The sequence below is a fragment of the Polycladomyces subterraneus genome (assembly GCF_030433435.1).
Taxonomy (GTDB): Bacteria; Bacillota; Bacilli; order Thermoactinomycetales; family JIR-001; genus Polycladomyces; species Polycladomyces subterraneus.
Genome location: NZ_JANRHH010000054.1, coordinates 13,911 through 28,459 on the forward strand (window position 1 = coordinate 13,911; position 14,549 = coordinate 28,459).

A 14,549-nucleotide genomic window follows, 5' to 3' on the forward strand; every position below is an offset into this window, starting at 1 on the left:
CGCTGCCCGATACCAGAAGATGAAATTGTTCAGGTTAAACCGTACGGCCTCCACCCAGTTGAGATTCGGCCAAGGCAACCAAGCGTTTCGTAATTTCACCACCAACAGAACCGTTGGCGCGGGAGGTCGTGTCCGGTCCCAGTTGAACGCCGAACTCAGAAGCGATTTCATACTTCATTTGATCCAAAGCTTGAGCGGCTCCTTGGACCAGGAGTTGGTTGTTGTTGCGGTCACGTTGTTGCGGCATGATTTTCACCTCCTTGATCTTGTACCCTTATGTTGTGGTTTTACCAAAGGATCAATGCGTGTGAAATTATGGTGAAACTGAGAAACCATTCATTTCGACGTCAGGGAATCCGGCGTTTCTTCACTCGCCTTCACGTCTCCATCCCACATTCGCGGCGGTTTGTGTCCATCGATCGAAATAGGTGGTTCCTTGTCCGTTTTGTCCACAAAACGGCTTCCTTTTTCCGGTTGTCCTTTCCGGTGTGTCACTCCTGATCCCTCCTTTATAAACGGGCACCCATCGATTCCAACAATGCCCTCATTTCTTCTAGTCGCGATTCATCCACCACGGCAGTGACCAACACATCCTCATCTGACTGCCATCCACTGCCATCGGCCATGCCGCTGGCACTGGGATGAGCTGCCGCCAATACACCCGCATCAGGGCTGGAAATGTCGGCGTCCATCACGTTTTGGGCCAAGGATGATATCGGTTCTGCAATCGGATTGTCCAAATCCCGTTCCTCCGTTGAAGGAATAACCGAAAAGCGATCCACCTGAACAATCTCAACTCCATGACGTTTCAATTCTTCCGCCGCTTGTTTCGCCTGTTCCTCCGTATGGAAATAAGCCAGGATTCCACGTTCTTTCATGATCTCACCTCCAAACAAAGAGGTACGTCTCGTCTTAATATGACGATTGTTGGTATTGAGGTATGCGCCTGACGCCGATGACATTTTTTGCGTAACGGGAAATGGGCGATTGGACCCGTCACACTCGCCCATGAGGTACATATTCTGACACTGAGCAAATCACACCATGACATGGTTAAGGTGAGGGTGAAAGATGTGGAATCCGTTTGTACATCAGGAGCGATATTGGCAACCATACATCAGTCCATTTGACCCGTGTCATCCCATTCGTTTCAAAAAATACGTCGTTCCACCTAACCAATATATCCCGTTCCAACCCCCCAATCTTCCCCAGTTTTCGCCCAAAGAGGCACTTCGACGCGGCACGTTGTGGCCGCTTTTGTACAGTCCGTACCGGAAGACACGCTACGACGGGGGCAACAAGAGATGAGTAAAATGAGCAAGGAATATTACCAGCTCCTGCATCAGTTGCAGGTGGTTGACTTCGTCCTGGTGGAATTGAACCTGTATCTGGATACTCATCCCGGGGATGCATCTGCGATTCAGCAGTACAACAGCTATGCACAAAAACGATCACAGCTCAAAGAGAATTTCGAGTCCCGGTTCGGCCCATTGACCCATTTTGGTCACAGTTATAACCAGTATCCCGATGGATGGAACGAAGGCCCATGGCCTTGGGAAGTTTAGATGTCCAATCGGCCCTGGTTTGGGTTCACGATATAGACGATATCACCAGACACTGAAAACATCGTCAGTTCAGTTAAAGAGAGACCGTAATGGAGGGAACGGACGTGTGGATTTATGAGAAGAAGTTGCAGTATCCGGTTCGCGTCAGCCAATGCAATCCCAGACTGGCTAAATATCTGATCGAGCAATACGGGGGAGCCGACGGTGAATTGGCCGCCGCATTGCGCTATCTCAACCAACGCTACACTTTGCCGGACAAGGTCAAGGGATTGTTAACCGACATCGGCACGGAAGAATTTGCCCACTTGGAAATGATCGCTACCATGGTCTATAAACTAACCAAAGATGCTTCACCCGAAGAGATGAAAGCAGCAGGGTTGGGCGATCACTATGCCGATCACGATCGTGCACTGTTTTACCATAACGCTGCCGGCAATCCCTTTACCGCCACCTACATCCAAGCCAAAGGAGATCCCATCGCCGATTTGTACGAGGACATCGCCGCGGAGGAAAAAGCGCGCGCTACCTATCAATGGTTGATCGACATGTCGGACGATCCGGATGTCAATGATGCCCTTAAATTCCTGCGGGAACGGGAAATTGTTCATGCCCAACGCTTCCGTGAGGCAGTGGAAATCCTGAAGGAACATCGGGAACAGAAGCAGTTTTTTTGAAAAAAATGTTGAAAGCTCCCCGTAGGGAGCTTTACCTTTTGTATCCAACTTCAACTGATCTGTCTCAATCTCAACTGATCCCGCTGTTTTTTCAGTTGCTGAATCTCTTCCCATAAATCCGCTTGTGCCAAAAACTCGTGGCGTTGCACGGCCAACTTATACTCCTGTTTGACTCTTTCCAACTTTTCTTCAATTTCCCGCAACGGTTCCGCCGTCATCATGCAACACCTCTTTGCTGTAGAATGAACACAGCCCAAGGAGTGTGTGCCCAAATAGGGCTAGGTGTTGATTACCCTTTTTTCTGCTTTGCGAAACCTTTTTTTCATGACAAAAACGAATCTTGTCGAGATCTTTCCGAATGCGGGAGTGAGAAGGCATGTGAGTGGGAAAAAACGACATCGATTGGGACAATCCACACCTGATCGTCATTGACCACTGACAGATTTCTGATACAATTAGAATTCCCTCGGACGAAACAAACGACCCTATGACGAATTTCCGAAAGGAGTTATTTTCATGTCGGTTCATCCCCAATACATCCCATCATTTTTGGAGGAATTCCGGTTGTTGAAACTGGAGAGTATGATGCGGGACCTTCACAAGCTGAGTTCGGACGAGCTGAAACGAATCCACGAGGAAATCGAACGCATCCTATCCTCTCGTGAGGAGTAAACGACGCAATGAATCATCCAAGTCCCGCAGCCAAATTGTTGATTCAAGCCTACAAGCACATTGATGAAGCAAGAAACTTGCTGGAAGAAGTAATCAACCAGATGGGACAACACCAGATCGCGATGTTATCTCTTCCGGAAGATATTCAGCATTTGGTCAATGTCGCATTGCAATTGTCCCCCGAACAGCGGAAAACCCTGCAACGTTTTCTGGAATCCCTCAAAGAAAACGATTGACACCCCCATACAACTGAAAACTACATCCTTTTTCGGTATTTCAAGTCACTTTCTTGGTTGTTCGTCCCCTGCTCACTTTCCACATTACCCATATCATAATAAACACTGCTTTCAAACCGCAGTCTGGCGTTGATTGTTTCACAGTTACACCGACGGCTAATGCCTGTGGAACATCAACGCCTTTTTCATTGTGTGTCTGGTACATTGCTTTCCCGACTCGCTGCACCTACGCCATTCAGGAAGCAGATGATGACCGCTCCGACCGGGTCAGCGCAGGACGCGGGCAATGTACGCTTCGCTTTGAGGAAATTGCCCGCGATTTCAATCCTCCACTTCCCGTGTCTTCGCTTAGTCAGGGCTTAGGTCTTCAATCGCTGGAAAATATTGCTACCTTACGATGATAAGACTGCCCTAGTGTCCGCAAAAAAAACGTAAGCCGTTTTCCAGCTTGGATGGAAGGCAGGATCACGGCTTTCGTCATCTTAAAAATCCAATCTCATAAGTATTTCCAGTGAGACGAAAATATTAAAATCTGATCACGAATTTTTGTTTCTGGGCGATTTCGTGGTAGTATGTAGTTGTCGAACCAATACGGAGGTACGAAATAAGTCGTACATCTTAGCAGCATCGACAGAGGCGAACAATCGTGTACCCGGTGTGACACGGTCGGGAGCCTGTATGCGGATGTAATCATGTTGGACAAACCGTTCCAACATACTTCGCCATTGCTGCTCGCTTCCGAGATGTTCACGAAACGATGCGTGGAGTTGGTTGACCGAAACGACGGGAGGCGGTTGAAGCCTCATTTCCGGATCCAAACGGGGATAGATCAAAAGTCCCCACAAGATGACCAAAGCCGCTTTGGAAGTGATGTCCCAATCGCGGTGAACAGGCACATCAGAACTGTTCTGCTCATGATGGTTCCCGGAGAGCGGATAACGGGTAGTCAGTAATGAACTGATTTCATTCACTCTCAATTCCAATTCCACGTCCTCCTTCCTGGGCTGACAGCCAATATTTGGTGTAAGTACTCGGATATGTATAAATTCTATATTCAGTAATTGTATGGGCAATTTAGTTGACAATTATACTTTTTTGATCATATTTTTGGTTATTACTAGTGTTGATACCCTTTGTTATGTTGATTATGGAGAAAAACATCGTTTACAAACTAAAATTTAGTCAAAAAAAAGGAGTATATTAGTGGAAAAGGTTGTTTCAATTTTGTTATATTGAAATAGAGAAATTATTAAGGCTGAGAGGGGGAAACGCATGTTCGATACAAAAAAAGGCAAATATACAGATGAAGAAAACGAAACAATCATAGAGGCGATTAACCAGGGATTGGCCCAAGGTCGCCGTGAGCGGGACATTTTAAAAGAACTGGCTGATACTTTGAACCGTGGCTACGCTGGTATCATGTCCCATGTTCGCAAACTACGGGCGGAATTCCCGGAACGATTTCCATCAAATTACCAAAATGGCCATTCCCCCAACGGTCGAATGAACAGTTGGTCCGAAGAGGAAGAGGAAACGGTGATTCAAACCGTCAACCGATACTTGAATGAAGGCAAATCTCTGTCGTCCGCCATAGCGGCATTGGAAAAACAATTGTCACGTACACAAGGAGCCATCTATCAGCGGATTTATACCTTACGCAGAAAATATCCGGACCGTTTCAACCGCTTGCCGGAACAACGTCCGCGTAGACGACGCCGTCTGCAGGATTGGCAAATCCAACGCCCGGAGATCCGTTCGTTGGACGGTACATTCTCCCAACAGCAGATAGAGAATATTCGGCACGAGATCGCCGCTTCCCATGAACAAGAGAGTCCCGTCAAGGACCAGACGAAAGAGTTCTCATCCCCCCGTTATGAACCTTCTTCTGAAGAGCAAATGATTTTAAAAGCTTTTGAAAAGAGATTCGGAAAACCCAACGCTACCACTCGTGATAAGCTGGTGCATTTAATGCGCAAGTTCGGTTGTACCCGTGTTTCCATCGCCTTGTTCACGATTACCGAGGACAAAGCATTTCCGACTGTGGTTGTAGATTTTTTGGAGCAAAATCTGGAAAATAATCACACGATATAACCGTGGGCAACCCTTTGACCATGCACCTACTTGTTGTTTATACAAAAAAAGGGCGCGTTTTCCCGCCATGGGTCCATCTTTCATGCCGATGGACCGGGCGGAAAAACGCGCCCTTCCTTCAATTTTTTTGCTTCACTCGGACTGGGATACTGGCACATAAAACGGTTGTTCGATCTCCTCCCCTCGATTGGGGACGCACTTCCACTTGGCCGACCACATCGAAACCGAAATCATCGCACAGCTCGATCAGGCGGATCCGAAATTGTTTCAATTTGGCCTCATCGATTTCCGACCGTTGATAGCTCAAAACGAGAGACAAACGATCATCCGCCGTAGGTGCGGTGGGCTGATCCTTGTCCCTACTGAACATATTGAGAAACGCCACGGACTTCACCTCAATTTAACGCACTCGCGATATGGAACAGCCGTTTGATTCGAGAGATCAACCCATTTTCCTCCAACTCGAGAAACGGGACTTCTTCCCCGTTGATTCTTCGGGCAATATTGGAAAACGCTTTGCCCGCCAACGACTTCTGATCCAAAATGACGGGTTCACCCGTGTTGGATGAACGAATGATGCGTTTGTCCTCAGGCACAATGCCCAGCAGATTGATTGCCAGATGGTTTTGTACCCGTTCCACACTCAACATATCCCCATCACGTACCATCCCGGGCTGCACCCGGTTGACGATCAAATCGATCTGTTTGAGATCGGCCGCTTCCAACAAGCCGATTACACGGTCAGAATCGCGTACCGACGGAATTTCGGGGTTAACCACTAAGATGGCACGGTCCGCCGCAGCGATGGCATTCCGAAAACCGCCTTCGATTCCTGCAGGTGAATCGATCAAGATGTAGTCAAACTCGTTTCGCAGTTCATCCACCACTTGTTTGACCTGTGCCGGTGTGACCTCTTCCTTGTAGCGCGTTTGCGCCGCCGGCAAGAGGGCCAAACCCGGATATTCCTTGTGGCGAACCAATGCTTGCCGCAGTTTTCCCGTACCTTCGATCACGTCCACCAGATCATACACGATGCGATTTTCCAACCCCAGCATCAGATCCAGCTTGCGAAGACCGATATCGGTGTCTACCAGACACACTTTTTTGCCGAGTTGTGCCAATCCCAAGCCGACCGAAGCGACGGTCGTCGATTTTCCCACACCGCCTTTACCACTCGTAATGGTAATCGCGACAGATTCGTGCTTCATACTCGTTACCCCTTTCCCCAACCCTCTGTCTCGATTCGACTGATCCCGCCTCCAGTAGGGTGCTCTTACACCCATGCGGGGAATCTGCTTTCCGAAAGCTAGGGGTTGTGTCATCCAAACCCTCTTTGCGACTCACACCGCAAAGATGTGTACCGCTTATATACACGCGGGTAACGAGACCCGAGATCGTACGGCGATCACCCAAGCCTGAAACAATGAGAATCCTGTTGCTATGACACAACCCTAAAGATTACCCATTATTGTATCAAACATAGTATGGAGGCAAAAGACAAATTTTACCTTAATAACGGGTCCTCCCTCCGCATTTCCGGGACAGGTGTCGAAACGTGTGTCATACCCACTTTTTTCTTTTCAAAGAAAGTTTTTCGTCACACACCGGCTCGTGTCCTGCCAAAACGCCATTCTTTCTCAAACAGACTGGAAAAAAACTTCTCCGCATGTGTCGCATCGTGTCGCCTGCGGGTTGATTTGGATACCGCACCCTGGACAAACCACGATTTCTTCAAAACCTGTAGTGTGTTGTGTTTGGGAATGAACGGCAGACGCAGCGTGAGTATCATGATTGCCGTCGTAACCGGTTTGTGGCGTGGATTGGACAGTGTCAGCTGAAGACAAATCCAGGTTGATTTTGGGCAGGGTATACTTTCGAAAATCCATTTTATTCCTGGTGCGTTGGGATTCTGCAGTCGAATGGGATGTTGGTTGTTCGACTCCTGGTGAATCCGATTCGGGAGTATGTACACGGTTATGTACGGGTCGCCCAGAAGAAACATATTCTTGTATCGTGAATCTCTTACCACAACTCGGACATGTGTCCAAACTCTTATCAATTACCGTTTGGCAACCCGGACACGCCCGTTTTCCTTTGACGTCCAACAATTCTTGTTCCAAAATCTCCACCTGCTGTTTGAGGTCCCTTATCGCGTCCAACATTTCCCGTATATCCGCATTCAACACAAGCTCGGTCTTTGATTCCCACACTTCCGACACCGCTTGTCCCAAACGGCGGTACAGTCGGTCGATATCCTCTTTTTTCCCCTTGATTTTCATACTCAACCGACTAATCTCCAACATCTGTTGCGATTTATGTCCAGCCGTTTCCATGCCCTTTTCTAAACGGTCTTTCAACTCTTTCAACAGTTTCACGGGGCTCCCTCCTTATATCCATCAAATCCTGTAAGGATGTTAGTCGTGTGCCGATACAACTTTATTATAAAGGTTTTTTGCCATTGGTTTCCGGTCTATTTTTGATGGTTTTTCGCCAAACAAAAAAAACTGAGCACGGATGCTCAGGGAAAATGACAAATTTCAAAAAGAACCGGACAACCCTTTAGTCCAGCCACTCTCCGGGAGGAAATGGCCCGGGAGGTCCATCAAAAAACGGTCCCGGGGGTGGTGGTGGCGGGGGTGGGGGTGGTGGCGGGGGCGGCGGCCCCAATACGCCCGGTCCCGGGGGTGGTCCCCATCTTTGTTTAAATCCCGGCCCTCTCAAACCTCTGGGCGGGAAGAACGGTCTCGGCACTCTTCTTCCAAACAATCCAAACAACGGCGCCACTCCTTTCTCCGTCTGCAAGCAAAGCGGATCTACGGGCCTGTTCCTATCCTATGAAAGGAGGGCGGTATCCGTCTGGTCACGCGTTGAGGGCGGATATGGAATTGAGGCGGATAAGAGATTTCGTTAACGCCCTCACCTGATGGTGGGAGCGTGATCCCCCGCTGCATGTTTTTCCATCGGGGAATCGTGTGCGGTGGACGGCGTGAATTTGAGACCTGCTTTCAACCACCACGCGCCGAGGAACAATAAGGCGGCGGTCACGTAAAATATGCCGTGAAAACCGATCCACCTGTACAGGTAACCGCAAGTGATGGGGCCCAGCATATTTCCCAAGGAAACGGCACTGGTGCTGTATCCGTATGCGGTACTTTCTTTTCCTTTGGGAGCATATTGACGCACCAATGTGTTGAGCGAAGGCAACAGCCCACCGACGCACAGCCCCAACAAGAAGCGCAACAGCAACAGTTGCCACACATAATGCACCCAGGCGTGCGGGATAAAGAGTACTGCCGCCCCGAGCATCGCGAAAAACAACACTTTTTCCGAACCATACCGGTCACCCAACCGGCCCAATACCGGAGATGCCAACATATTGGCCAATCCTGTGACAGCCGTCACCAGTCCGGCAAAGAAGGCCACATAGCCGCCTGGCGCTCCCAATTCCGATACGTACCCCGGCATCTGCGGCATCGGTCCCAATACGGCGAACTGCAACAGAAAACCGACCGTAAACAGGATGACCAACGGACGCTGGTGCAAGATAGCGGAACCCTCAGCCCAAAAGCCGGCTGTTTCACTTGATGGTTGAGGCCGCTTCTCTTCTTTGACAGCTAACAAAACGACCAGAGTCGCCAATCCGAGCAGAGCGCCAGTCAAAAAAAAGATGTCACGGTAACCGATCACTTCTGCCAAGACGCCGCCGATAAACGGCCCCATGATCGAGCCGGCCACCGCTCCGGATTGCAACAGACCGAGCGCATATCCGGCATGTTCTTTGGGCGTATTGGTGGCCGTTAATGAGATGGACGCGGGAATAAATCCGGAAATCGTACCGTTCAACATACGTAACAGCAACAGTTGCAGGGGCGAAGTGGCCAATCCCATCAGCATGATCACGACTGACATGCCGAATCCCGAACGCAAAACCATAATCTTTCGGCCGTACCGGTCCGCCAGTGTGCCCCAGACCGGCGCCATCAAAAACGAAGTCAAAAAGTTGGCGCCAAAGACCAATCCCGCCCACAGTTGTCTCTCCGCAGGGTCCCTCATTCCTAATTCCTGCAGATACAACGGCAGAAACGGGACGACCATCGACATTGCGCTCAATACCAAAAACTGAGATACCATGAGAATGTACAAATTTCGTCGCCAAATGGGCATAAAGGTCCTCTCCCGATGTATTTGTCTTTCGCTTTCCCTCTATTTCGCTGAGCGAAATATTAGGATGAGAAAAAGCCGCCCTTTGGTGGGCAGCTATTTTTCCGTCTTGATTCCAACTGATGATCCATCCTTCGACTTTTCCAATGTACGTTGAAAATCGGTCGTCCATTCGCGCCGCAGGGAACGTTCCACGCGTGTGACGTACGGAAGGCGTTCAATTTTTCGGATCGTTTGATCCGATTTACGGCCATCGATGTAGAGATACACATATTTCAACCGCTTGGAGACAAAATGGATGTTTCCCATACGCCGCAATGAACTCGCTGCCTTCAGATCTTTGACCCACACAGCCAAACCCAGCCGGTCAGAAAAAGGAAACGACATGATCGGCTCTCCTTTTTGCGCCGTGTTTTGCAAAGGTTGTTCACCTTTTGTAAAGGCAGTGCATTACACTATATATGGTAACATGTCAGCTCTACCCAGATCAACTGACGAACATTTCCTGCCCTATACCTATTTTCGATCGGATTTGGTACAATAGGTGGAACAATGGGTCGATGGCGGACCCCACCGCCAATCTGGAAATGGGAGTGTGAAGAACAGGCGGCATCCGCCGGTTCCTCATGAAATCCACAACGCTGTATGAACGCCTTACGGCACAGTTGAAATCGTCCCCTGTTTGCGCCGATGTTCGGCTCCGAACATTTGCCGGCGTCCATTTTCTGTATTTGCAACCTGCTGACGACCGTCAACCCCACGAACTGGACGGGCTGTTGGAACAGATGGCGAACGAGCTGGTCAAAGAGACGGAGTGGTTTTTTGCCTGTCATTTCGTACGTTGCTCGGGTGGCACGCGTGTATACCGAATTCAGTTCCGCGTGCCGGACGTCAAGAGTTTTTGCTGCGGCAATCAGTGCCCTCAGTGCATCCTTCTCCGCCCTAAGCGGTGAATCCACAGCGTTTCACCGACGTGTTCCTGTCGAGCGGATCGTTGGCGGGCACTTTGATTGACTCGGATACCGCATGGGCGATTGTTCGGCTCACCTGATGCAGTAACTGGTCCAATGCCGCTTCCGCTTCCAGATAGGCTGCGATCAGCGGATGTTTCCGCATGCGTCGTTGAAACGCTTCGGCCTCTTCTTTGGCAGCATGATAATCGGGATGGAAATGGCCGAATCGCTGGCATTCCTCAAAACGTTCCTTTTTCTTTTGAAACTCCCGAATCAGCGCTTGTACCTGCGCATCCTCGCGGAGTTGTTTTTTCAACTGCAAGTAACGGGTCACTTCCTCGGATTCATTGATCTGATCGGCCAAACGATAGGTTTCCAGTAAAATTTCGGTCATATCGAGCGATGCCATCGCATCATCCCTCCATGCTTCCATTGTACCACAACCCCATTCGTTCTAGGGTGTGTCTGGTAAATACTGTCCACATTGCTCCCTTACGAAATGACCAGACATGCCTTAGACACTATCGCGCAGTTCATCTGGAATGAGGATCTGCACGGCGGACAGTTCTTCCATTTTCCATTGTTTCTCCTCACCGCGACGGTTTTTCCCCCGGATCAGCCAATGTCCGCCGACATTGTCGACTTGCTGCGGGAAGAAGCGGACCGGCCCGGCTCCTTCCCGCGTCGCCATCATCTCCAAATCCCATTCCGCCGCTTTTCGGACCATATCCAAAACGGTGGTTCGATGATACGCACGCAACCCCGACGTCCACATCCGAGGCAACTGCTGTATGCCAGGTACCGCCTCATTGATCTCTGGGTACGTATCCACCAACTGCCCTTCCTCCCTCATCGCCCTGTCAGAAAAACGACTGCCCGCCGATCCGAGGGAGGGCGGAGGCGGCAAGCGCCACCATATTTGTTCCGTTTCTTCAACCAGCCCCGGCAAAAAGGGATATCCTTGTCCGTCCAACAACTCCTGCAGTTGTGCGATTTCCCCTTCGGCCACCCGGAAGGTGGCGGGACCGATCCTTTTTTGCAGTCGTGAGCCGATTTCCGGATGTTGTTCCAATTCATCTGCCAACCGCTCGTCCTGACATTCCAGCAACACACAGGTGCAGAAAGTGATGCGCCCTGCTTGCGCCGCCCACTGGCTCACACCGATCCGTACGTTATCGGGCAACGGGGAGACGCTGATCTGCTCCAATGCGGCAAGCATTTCCCCGGTGGACATCCCCTGCGCTATTCCGCGACGGACGGAACCCACTGTCAAGAGATAGGTCAACATCCGATCCCCCCCGACATAATCGGCAAACTGCGCCAGCCGCCACCGTTCGGCCATGGGGAACGTGAAAGGGATCAGCACTTCAAAATCCGGTTTAACAAAACCCTTGTCTGGGGTATCCGCCAAATGATCCGCAAATGGCGAACAGCTGCTCCACCGCCAGTATGACCGCTTGCCGTTCCGACCCAGATCGACCCACCCCATCACTTGAAGGGACCGCAGCCATCGCCGGATTTGGGAGAGATTCGGTTTTCTTCCAGGAGGCATCGGGTTGCCCCCACCCTCAACCGGCGTCCAGTCCCTTCCCATTTCCTCCAACCACCACCACCATGCTTCCCTGCTCGGATCATCCTGAAGCAACCGCCGTTTCACCCAATTGTACAATCGACGCTGTGCCACCCGTTCCGACAGGTGCAACCATTCCCTCACCACCGCTTCCCGCAGGACAAGCCGGTCCTCCACCACCTCAACCAAATCCCAGTCTTGGGCCAGATGCCAGACCAATTTCAACGCTGGTGGTTGATCGTCCTCTTCTTCGATTGGGTCCCACGGGGTGTAGCGCAACGCTTCGGTTTCCATCTCCAATTCAGCATTCCATTTTTGTGCGGTCCGCTTGTACAACCGTCCGTCTTGCGTCAGCCGAGGGGATTGTTGGTGAATCAAGATCAAAAATTGAAACAGATCCTGGTATAAACCGCCTCCGGCCAGAAGTTCCGCCTGTACGTCGGAAACCTGACGAATCGTCTTCCGCTCCCCCCACCTCAGACGAAACCATGCTCGACGAACCTCTTCGGGGCACAGGTGACCCAACTGTTCACCTGCCCTGCGGACGGCATAAACCAATCCCTTTTGCCTGAGCCGCAGCAGGGCGACACGCAGCGACACCGACGGCAAGAAGCGTGCTCCCTCCTGTTTGCCTAAATCCCTTCTGCCCCACACACCACTACCGACCACAAAAGTGAAATGATCCATCCACGCCTGTTCGGCCTCGTCCATACCTTCCCGTATCTTCCGCAAATAATCAGCATCAGACAATCGGTCGGGCAGTCGTTCGGCTTCTTCGTCCGCCAAACCGTGCCATTTGGCAATCCGGGAACGAACCGATGGGGACAAGGATCGGTAACACACCGTGATGTTCACTGTTCCACCTCCCATTGCTCGGCATCCCGGATGGTGTATCGGTATCCCTGTTCCACCAAAAAGAGCTGACGCTGCATGGCCATCTCCTGATCAACTGTATCCCGGGAAACGATATGGTAAAAATAAGCTTGGTTCTTCCCTTGTTTGGGGCGCAGAATCCGTCCCAGCCGCTGGGCTTCTTCCTGCCGGGAACCAAACGACCCGGATACCTGAACTGCCACACCGGCATCGGGCAAATCGATCGCAAAATTGGCCACCTTGGAGACAACCAACACAGGAATTTCTCCGTGCCGAAACCGTTCGTACAACTGATCCCGTTCCCGCTGAGCCAACCGTCCCGTAATCAGCGGCGCCGACAACTCCTGCGCAATCTCTTCCAACTGACTTAAATATTGACCGATGATCAACACAGGCTCATCGGCGTGCCTCCGCAATATGGCTCTCAGCACCGCCACCTTGTTCGGGTTCTCGGCGGCTATCCGGTACCGGTGCCGTTTTTGCGCGCATGCATACCGTTGTCGAATCGTCGGAGGCATCGGGGTACGAATCTCGGTGCAAACCGCTTCTGCAATCCATCCTTTCGACTCCAGCCCTTTCCACGGCACATCGTATTTTTTGGGACCGATCAGGCTGAATACATCTTCCTCGCGCCCGTCCTCCCGGACCAGTGTCGCTGTCAGCCCCAATCGCCGTTTAGCTTGTAAATCGGCTGTGGCCCGAAATACGGGTGCAGGCAACAGGTGAACCTCATCATAGATGATCAATCCCCAATCCCGCTCTTCAAACAACCGCATATGGGTAAACGGGGCGTGTTGGTCAGACCGGTGGGTTAAAATCTGATACGTTGCCACTGTCACGGGGGCAACCTGTTTCTTCTCCCCGGTATATTGACCCACACACGTCCCGGGAAGATCGGTTTTGTCCAGAATCTCACGCACCCATTGTCGGACGGAGGTGGCATTGGGGGTCAGGATCAACGTTTCCCGCTTTACCCTCGCCATCGCAGCCAACCCAACGATCGTTTTTCCCGCCCCGCACGGTAGCACCAACACGCCGTTCCCGCCGTATACCGATCCGGATCGATAAAAAGCATCGGCCGCGTCCCGCTGATAGGACCGCAATGTAAACGGTTCTCCCGACCGGCACCGATCCCGGAGCGCAACCTCCAATGATTTCCCTTCACTGTACCCGGCGATATCTTCCACCGGATATCCCATACGTAAAAACAATTGTTTCACTTTTCCGCGCCATGCAGGATCGATCACTGCAGTTGTCTCATCCAACGTTTTCAATCCCATTTCCCGCACTTCGGGCATTTGCCTAAGCGCTTTCCACAACGATCGATCCTTGCATCCGATCGTTAAATCCCTTCCGATCCGACACAATTGGATCTTGCCGTAACGAGACATCCAATCCCGTACTTGGTCCAGCAACGACGATGGCAATTCGAATTTACTGTAGCGCGTCAACACGTCGATCACTTCCTCCTCGGTGACGCCGCTGGCTGCTGCATTCCAAAGAGACAAGGGGGTCAAACGGTATGTATGAATGTATTCCGGGCTTTTGACCAGTTCCGCAAAAGACGCCAACCGCTCCCGCACCTCGTCGAACAATGGATGTCTCACTTCCAGCAATAACGTGCGGTCTCTCTGTACGATCAATGGCAGATCGGGTCGATACACCCTCCACCCCTCCTTTCCATCTACTGGTTATTTTGAACAAGAATGCACAAAACATGACAAGGTACCCAAACCAGATGGTAATTCATTCAA

The 14,549-nt window shown here is 50.9% G+C and carries 20 protein-coding genes; 7 read left to right on the forward strand and 13 right to left on the reverse strand.

The window, feature by feature from the left end; translation table 11 throughout:
• Positions 1-34: 34 nt before the first annotated feature.
• From NWF35_RS15465 to NWF35_RS15475, 3 genes are all read right to left on the reverse strand, one after another.
• A complete protein-coding gene (locus tag NWF35_RS15465) occupies positions 35-247 on the reverse strand; it encodes an alpha/beta-type small acid-soluble spore protein (RefSeq protein ID WP_212772920.1) in 213 nt (70 codons plus the stop codon).
• A gap of 89 nt (positions 248-336) precedes the next feature.
• Positions 337-495 carry a hypothetical protein gene (locus tag NWF35_RS15470; protein WP_301240323.1) on the reverse strand — a complete coding sequence of 53 codons (159 nt, stop codon included), beginning with the start codon at positions 493-495 and terminating at the stop codon, positions 337-339.
• 14 nt (positions 496-509) lie between these two features.
• A complete protein-coding gene (locus tag NWF35_RS15475) occupies positions 510-878 on the reverse strand; it encodes a hypothetical protein (protein WP_301240325.1) in 369 nt (122 codons plus the stop codon).
• Between the two features lie 193 nt (positions 879-1,071).
• Between NWF35_RS15475 and NWF35_RS15480 the strand changes: the two genes are divergently transcribed.
• The 3 genes from NWF35_RS15480 (at position 1,072) to NWF35_RS15490 (ending at position 2,239) form a co-directional block, all read left to right on the forward strand.
• Positions 1,072-1,308, forward strand: coding sequence for a spore coat associated protein CotJA (locus NWF35_RS15480; RefSeq protein ID WP_301240326.1), 237 nt, complete (start codon positions 1,072-1,074; stop codon positions 1,306-1,308).
• Positions 1,305-1,565 (forward strand): spore coat protein CotJB, encoded by a 261-nt coding sequence (locus NWF35_RS15485; protein ID WP_301240327.1) that lies wholly within the window; start codon positions 1,305-1,307, stop codon positions 1,563-1,565. Before NWF35_RS15480 ends, NWF35_RS15485 begins: the two co-directional genes overlap by 4 nt.
• Positions 1,566-1,669: 104 nt before the next feature.
• Positions 1,670-2,239, forward strand: coding sequence for a manganese catalase family protein (locus NWF35_RS15490; RefSeq protein ID WP_301240328.1), 570 nt, complete (start codon positions 1,670-1,672; stop codon positions 2,237-2,239).
• Between the two features lie 50 nt (positions 2,240-2,289).
• Here the strand turns inward: NWF35_RS15490 and NWF35_RS15495 are convergent, their stop codons facing one another.
• Entirely contained in the window at positions 2,290-2,460 is a 171-nt protein-coding gene (locus NWF35_RS15495) for a hypothetical protein (RefSeq protein ID WP_301240330.1), read from the reverse strand.
• A 295-nt stretch (positions 2,461-2,755) separates the two neighbouring features.
• Between NWF35_RS15495 and NWF35_RS15500 the strand changes: the two genes are divergently transcribed.
• Positions 2,756-2,911: a hypothetical protein gene (locus NWF35_RS15500; protein WP_212772927.1), complete on the forward strand. Its 156-nt coding sequence runs from the start codon at positions 2,756-2,758 to the stop codon at positions 2,909-2,911.
• Between the two features lie 8 nt (positions 2,912-2,919).
• On the forward strand, positions 2,920-3,147 hold the full coding sequence (locus NWF35_RS15505) for a hypothetical protein (RefSeq protein ID WP_301240332.1): 228 nt from the start codon (positions 2,920-2,922) through the stop codon (positions 3,145-3,147).
• Positions 3,148-3,683: 536 nt separating this feature from the next.
• Here NWF35_RS15505 and NWF35_RS15510 read toward each other — a convergent pair.
• Entirely contained in the window at positions 3,684-4,130 is a 447-nt protein-coding gene (locus NWF35_RS15510; protein WP_301240334.1) for a hypothetical protein, read from the reverse strand.
• 289 nt (positions 4,131-4,419) lie between these two features.
• On the opposite strand from NWF35_RS15510, the gene NWF35_RS15515 reads away from it, so the two are divergent.
• The gene (locus tag NWF35_RS15515; protein WP_301240336.1) at positions 4,420-5,238 is read left to right on the forward strand and encodes a hypothetical protein; all 819 of its coding nucleotides are present in this window, start codon (positions 4,420-4,422) and stop codon (positions 5,236-5,238) included.
• Positions 5,239-5,356: 118 nt separating this feature from the next.
• Here the strand turns inward: NWF35_RS15515 and NWF35_RS15520 are convergent, their stop codons facing one another.
• The 5 genes from NWF35_RS15520 to NWF35_RS15540 form a co-directional block, all read right to left on the reverse strand.
• Positions 5,357-5,623: a cell division topological specificity factor MinE gene (locus NWF35_RS15520; RefSeq protein WP_212772931.1), complete on the reverse strand. Its 267-nt coding sequence runs from the start codon at positions 5,621-5,623 to the stop codon at positions 5,357-5,359.
• 10 nt (positions 5,624-5,633) lie between these two features.
• Complete coding sequence (minD, locus tag NWF35_RS15525) at positions 5,634-6,446, reverse strand: septum site-determining protein MinD (RefSeq protein WP_301240337.1); 813 nt, start codon at positions 6,444-6,446, stop codon at positions 5,634-5,636.
• A gap of 429 nt (positions 6,447-6,875) precedes the next feature.
• Entirely contained in the window at positions 6,876-7,613 is a 738-nt protein-coding gene (locus tag NWF35_RS15530) for a hypothetical protein (RefSeq protein ID WP_301240338.1), read from the reverse strand.
• Between the two features lie 541 nt (positions 7,614-8,154).
• On the reverse strand, positions 8,155-9,402 hold the full coding sequence (locus NWF35_RS15535) for an MFS transporter (protein ID WP_301240339.1): 1,248 nt from the start codon (positions 9,400-9,402) through the stop codon (positions 8,155-8,157).
• A 93-nt stretch (positions 9,403-9,495) separates the two neighbouring features.
• The gene (locus NWF35_RS15540; protein WP_301240340.1) at positions 9,496-9,786 is read right to left on the reverse strand and encodes a YlbG family protein; all 291 of its coding nucleotides are present in this window, start codon (positions 9,784-9,786) and stop codon (positions 9,496-9,498) included.
• 239 nt (positions 9,787-10,025) lie between these two features.
• Between NWF35_RS15540 and NWF35_RS15545 the strand changes: the two genes are divergently transcribed.
• A complete protein-coding gene (locus tag NWF35_RS15545; protein ID WP_301240341.1) occupies positions 10,026-10,352 on the forward strand; it encodes a hypothetical protein in 327 nt (108 codons plus the stop codon).
• Here NWF35_RS15545 and NWF35_RS15550 read toward each other — a convergent pair.
• The 3 genes from NWF35_RS15550 to NWF35_RS15560 form a co-directional block, all read right to left on the reverse strand.
• Positions 10,342-10,761 carry a YlbF/YmcA family competence regulator gene (locus NWF35_RS15550; RefSeq protein ID WP_301240343.1) on the reverse strand — a complete coding sequence of 140 codons (420 nt, stop codon included), beginning with the start codon at positions 10,759-10,761 and terminating at the stop codon, positions 10,342-10,344. The two genes, NWF35_RS15545 and NWF35_RS15550, sit on opposite strands and share 11 nt — an antisense overlap.
• Positions 10,762-10,866: 105 nt before the next feature.
• Positions 10,867-12,777, reverse strand: a complete 1,911-nt coding sequence (locus NWF35_RS15555; RefSeq protein ID WP_301240345.1) for a helicase-associated domain-containing protein — start codon at positions 12,775-12,777, stop codon at positions 10,867-10,869.
• Entirely contained in the window at positions 12,774-14,459 is a 1,686-nt protein-coding gene (locus NWF35_RS15560) for a DNA repair helicase XPB (protein ID WP_301240346.1), read from the reverse strand. Before NWF35_RS15560 ends, NWF35_RS15555 begins: the two co-directional genes overlap by 4 nt.
• Between the last annotated feature and the right edge of the window lie 90 nt (positions 14,460-14,549).

Bases quoted from the DNA above. Each gene is read 5' to 3' on its own strand.
- NWF35_RS15475 (WP_301240325.1), bottom strand. From the start codon at position 878: ATGAAAGAACGTGGAATCCTGGCTTATTTCCATACGGAGGAACAGGCG.
- NWF35_RS15535 (WP_301240339.1), bottom strand. From the start codon at position 9,402: ATGCCCATTTGGCGACGAAATTTGTACATTCTCATGGTATCTCAGTTT.
- NWF35_RS15540 (WP_301240340.1), bottom strand. From the start codon at position 9,786: ATGTCGTTTCCTTTTTCTGACCGGCTGGGTTTGGCTGTGTGGGTCAAA.
- NWF35_RS15545 (WP_301240341.1), top strand. From the start codon at position 10,026: ATGAAATCCACAACGCTGTATGAACGCCTTACGGCACAGTTGAAATCG.
- NWF35_RS15495 (WP_301240330.1), bottom strand. From the start codon at position 2,460: ATGATGACGGCGGAACCGTTGCGGGAAATTGAAGAAAAGTTGGAAAGA.
- NWF35_RS15465 (WP_212772920.1), bottom strand. From the start codon at position 247: ATGCCGCAACAACGTGACCGCAACAACAACCAACTCCTGGTCCAAGGA.
- NWF35_RS15500 (WP_212772927.1), top strand. From the start codon at position 2,756: ATGTCGGTTCATCCCCAATACATCCCATCATTTTTGGAGGAATTCCGG.
- minD (WP_301240337.1), bottom strand. From the start codon at position 6,446: ATGAAGCACGAATCTGTCGCGATTACCATTACGAGTGGTAAAGGCGGT.
- NWF35_RS15550 (WP_301240343.1), bottom strand. From the start codon at position 10,761: ATGGCATCGCTCGATATGACCGAAATTTTACTGGAAACCTATCGTTTG.
- NWF35_RS15505 (WP_301240332.1), top strand. From the start codon at position 2,920: ATGAATCATCCAAGTCCCGCAGCCAAATTGTTGATTCAAGCCTACAAG.
- NWF35_RS15485 (WP_301240327.1), top strand. From the start codon at position 1,305: ATGAGTAAAATGAGCAAGGAATATTACCAGCTCCTGCATCAGTTGCAG.
- NWF35_RS15515 (WP_301240336.1), top strand. From the start codon at position 4,420: ATGTTCGATACAAAAAAAGGCAAATATACAGATGAAGAAAACGAAACA.
- NWF35_RS15480 (WP_301240326.1), top strand. From the start codon at position 1,072: ATGTGGAATCCGTTTGTACATCAGGAGCGATATTGGCAACCATACATC.